Below are 4,407 nucleotides of genomic sequence, written 5' to 3'. Positions count from 1 at the left end.
GTTACGGGCAAAAAGGATGATTTAAAGATTACATTTACGATTGGCAACAAAACAGCAGTTGTGAACGGCCAGAAGAAAGCATTGCAAGCAGAACCCTTTACGCAAAATGGTAACACTTACATCCCAATTAGAATCGTTGGGGAAGCAACAGGTAACTCCGTTTATTGGTCTGCAGAAGCAAATGTGATTCAAGTTAATAGTCCATCCTTTAAAGGGGCCTCTTACACGATCGACGGTATCCCGATATTTTTCAGTGCTGATGGAGTGATATCGTTTGGTCCCGCTGCAACCAACGCCCTGAATACCCAAAAAGAGTTAGCCGAGATCGATTCCATTACCAAGACAATTGCAAATTTCCCTGAATTCCGTGTTGTTGGTGCGCCACCAACAGAGAAGGAATCCAAACTACCAGGGTATAAAGGATATCCGGATTATTTTGACGCCAATTATGTAGCTGCAGCAGAGAATAAAGAAGCATTGCCACCACTGATGAGCAAGGGATGGATTTCATTATCTATGCTGTCTGAAATCGAAGGCGTAAGCAAACTTGGCAATAGCAATGCCAACATCATTACGATAGGCAAATATGTCGGCTTCGAAATCGTCAGAGTGGATATTAATTTGACAGCGGAATACAAAAAGGCGACGGATGGCGACTTTACTTTAAGTGACATTCGTATTAAGAAATACAAAGGAACCATGTATCTGAACATTGAAGATTTAATAACAACTGGACTCATAGAATCTAATTAACACTCATTTTTTTCAATTAAGAGTCAAATCATTGCTAAATTAATCGATTGAGCTGATCATGATTGACGCTTCTAAAAAAACTAGGGCCACTTTGGGGCCCTAGTTTTTTGTTTGTTAGCGATTATCCACTTTCAATGATAATCAACGAACGCCAATTTAGCTGTCGAAAGCCTTCGATACATATTCCTGGCTGACATTAACCAAGGTAACTTGAGTTTATTTGTTTCAGGCTATTCATAGGTTGCATCGAGGAGTTTGTTCATTATTTTAGCTTTATCAATTGCCACAATAATTTTGTCAAACCTATTCATCGTCCTTTCTGTGGCAGTTCGTAACTATTTCGGCTACCTACAAAACGGTTTCTTCCTGCTCCTATACCGACTATAAAGAGTAAGACCGAAGCGCCAAGCAGAATGAAAAGTGGCAGATTCCAACTATTTGTCAAATCATGTAGAAATCCTATAAGGGCAGGACCGATTGCGGCAAGAAGATATCCGATCGACTGCGCCATGCCAGACAGTTCCGCTGCTTGATGCGCATTTTCAGTACGTAAACCGAAAAACATCATGGACAAACTAAAGGCRCAGCCTCCACCAATTCCGAGTATTATGATCCATAACAGAATTATATTGGAGCTTCCGTATAGAAGTCCGAGCGTTCCCGTCAAAAGCAAAATGGTTATGATGACCACTAACAAACGTTGACTAGACATGCGCCCAGCAATAACGGGCACAATAAAAGTAAATGGAAGCAGAGCTAACTGCATTATCGAGAGGTACCATCCTGATTGGTTTGAGTCAATTCCTTGCTGCTTTAAAATTTCAGGCAACCATGCGATCAACACATAGAAAACCATGGACTGTATACCCATAAACAGGGTTACTTGCCAGGCAAGAGGGGATTTCCAAACATTCACATCATTACTGGCTATCTGTTGACTCATCGTGGTTGTTTGCTTCGTTTGATTTCTTAGTTGGGGTAGCCAACAGAGAATCGATACAAAGCTTAGAATCCCCCATATTCCCAATGCTCCCTGCCATTTTAGACCTGCGTTCACGGCTAGCGGTACACTGATTCCCGATGCGATTGCTCCAAATAAACTCATTGAAATGGAGTAAATACCTGTCATGGAGCCAATTTTATTTGGGAAATCCCTTTTGATTAAACTTGGCAATAATACATTACATATGGCAATTGCGAATCCAAGAATTGCTGTCCCAATATACAGATTAGCTATGCCAGATAAAGAACGTATTACAATGCCAACAGTCAGAAAGATTAGGGCAATCAAAATGATACGTTCAACACCATACCTTCGTCCTAATTTTGGTACTAGTGGCGATAATAAAGCAAAGGCAAGCAAAGGTACCGTTGTTATCAGGCCGGCTAATGTATTTGAAATAACAACGTCATCCCTTATGAAACTCACTAAAGGACCGACTGAGGTTAAAGGAGCACGTAAATTAGCTGCAATAACAATAATGCCGAGAATTATCAGTCCGATAGAAGATGGTACGGCTTTTTTATTTTGTTTGTTCGACATTTTTCATTTCTCCTTCCTGAATTTATACGTATAATTTGTTTCCTACTGATTGAAAAAATATGAAATAACATCCGCGCGAATATTAAAAGTATATTATAGTATATTATTTTTAACAAGTGGTATTGTATAATATACATAAAATCATCTGAAAACAAAAATACAACTCTGAATTCCCGTCATGGAATTCGGAGTTGTATTAAATAAGTAGGATTTCTGACTTTTAGAAATCATACTTTAAGCATATATGGAGCACTGTTTCGCTATTCGTATGATTGGTATAAGAGTGAGGACAATCTGCACGAAAACTGATCGTATCATATTGATTCAATGTGTAAACCTCTCCATTGACTTGAATTTCAATGGAACCAGTCATTACTGTCGCAATTTCTGTTGTATTCGCATGATGACCTTCAGGGTGATACGAGCTATTCGGCTGTAAGTAAGCCCGACACATTTCAATATSGTTGCTTGTGTGTTTAAAGACTGGTTCAATGATCCAATTTTTTTGATCATTAGAAAACCGCAGTCCTTCTCCTGCTCGATACAAACTAACAGGCTCTTCTGATTTCAACAAAGCCAATAGCGGTAAAGACATGCCTTTTGAAATTTTCCAAATAATCGCCAAAGTTGGATTTGTATCGCCACGTTCGATATTCCCCAGAGTAAGTTTGCTTACACCCGTTAATTCCGCTAATTCGTCTAAGCTCATGTTTTTTTCTTTTCTGTACTTTTTCAAGGCACCGCCGATTTGTAATACAAGCTGTTTTGATTCATCGATTTCATCCATTTGATATTCACCTCAACAAAAAACAATTATAGCAAGTATACTGTTTATCTAGACTCTTTTCCATACAATTAGTATTGGATGGTGGACTATTCTCCTCTGTACAATTCTGTACACAAACAAAAAAAACCTCCCCGCAGTACCCTGCAGAGAGGTTCCTTCTAATAGAATATCTTCTCATCCCGCTTATCCTTAAGTATTTCCACCGCTTCCCGGAACCGCAGAGAGTGTATAATCTCCCGCTCCTGCAAATACTTCAAGCTATCCTGCAGATCCACATCATCCCTAAGATCAATTAGCCACTGATACGTCGCCCTAACCTTCTCCTCCGCCGCTATGTCCTCATATAGATCCGCAATTGGATCACCTTTGGCCTGAATGTACGTAGCCGTAAAGGGTACGCCGCCTGCATTCTCATAAAACAAGGCGCTGTTATGAGCCACATAATGAGCACCAAGTCCAGCAGCCTTAAGCTGTTCTGGCGTTGCATCTTTTGTCAGCTTGTAAATCATGGTCGCAATCATCTCAAGGTGTGCAAATTCGTTGGTGCAATGCCTTCCAAGACTGACTTGGCATTATGGTATCCTACTCATTTAGACAATATATAAAAAAGCCACATGTTATGCGACTTCCGTTGTATAGATATTCATATCATCAGACAGAACTAATGTTGCTCTTCAAAATAATGAACTCTGAAATAATAACTTCTTTTAATGTTATTTTCTTTTTTGTTTCGATCTATTGGAGTTAGAAAAATCACATCATCTGGGTTTTTCGCAACTCCAAACACTTCTCCTTTAAAACTTACTGTTTCTAAATCCCAAGTCAATAGACTTACCGTAGCTTTGATCAGGGCTATGGTGCCGATTGAAATCAAATCCTCTAAGTCCTCACCCGTATTATCGTATTTTTTGAGGTTGTGGACACAACCCTATGTAAATCATTGCTGCCAAGAGTGGAAAGCTATCCTCTGCAGTTCGATCCACACTAATAGTAAACACCCATTGTATAAATACAATGAGTGTCTGTCTTTCATTACTTAATCGTTTTTAGCTTAGGCGAATTGCTCTCTCATAATGATATCACCGTTGATAAGCTATTTCTCAAAATCCGAACCCAATTAGCCATTCTCCAAAGCAATTGGTCTACGGCCAGCATGCAAAGAAGCTCTTTATTAACGTTCACGTTAACCAGAAGAGGAAGATTGTCGATCGTATTGTCAAAACCTTTTATCGTGCAGCTTTGGGGGATAGGAAACGCCCGTTTCTCTAACGCTAAGAATGCGAATTGAGCAGTGGCTCAGAGCAGATGTCATCAACATCAATAG

The 4,407-nt window shown here is 39.6% G+C and carries 3 protein-coding genes and 2 pseudogenes; 1 reads left to right on the top strand and 4 read right to left on the bottom strand.

What is annotated here, in order from left to right:
* Window positions 1-753: copper amine oxidase N-terminal domain-containing protein (locus AC1DSE_RS30905; RefSeq protein ID WP_477528744.1), on the top strand; the 753-nt coding region annotated here is incomplete at its 5' end.
* 307 nt (window positions 754-1,060) lie between these two features.
* Here AC1DSE_RS30905 and AC1DSE_RS30900 read toward each other — a convergent pair.
* From AC1DSE_RS30900 to AC1DSE_RS30885, 4 genes and pseudogenes are all read right to left on the bottom strand, one after another.
* On the bottom strand, window positions 1,061-2,296 hold the full coding sequence (locus AC1DSE_RS30900) for a CynX/NimT family MFS transporter (protein WP_477512040.1): 1,236 nt from the start codon (window positions 2,294-2,296) through the stop codon (window positions 1,061-1,063).
* 220 nt (window positions 2,297-2,516) lie between these two features.
* The gene (locus tag AC1DSE_RS30895; RefSeq protein WP_477528743.1) at window positions 2,517-3,083 is read right to left on the bottom strand and encodes a helix-turn-helix domain-containing protein; all 567 of its coding nucleotides are present in this window, start codon (window positions 3,081-3,083) and stop codon (window positions 2,517-2,519) included.
* A 158-nt stretch (window positions 3,084-3,241) separates the two neighbouring features.
* Window positions 3,242-3,628, bottom strand: a pseudogene (locus AC1DSE_RS30890) (manganese catalase family protein); the annotation flags it as partial.
* A gap of 284 nt (window positions 3,629-3,912) precedes the next feature.
* A pseudogene (locus tag AC1DSE_RS30885) lies at window positions 3,913-4,002 on the bottom strand (flagellar biosynthesis protein FliA); the annotation flags it as partial.
* Between the last annotated feature and the right edge of the window lie 405 nt (window positions 4,003-4,407).

The organism is Paenibacillus sp. 01L418, from assembly GCF_056400045.1.
The sequence above is the reverse complement of the archived record's forward strand: the minus strand, read 5'-3'. Positions and strand labels throughout refer to the sequence as shown.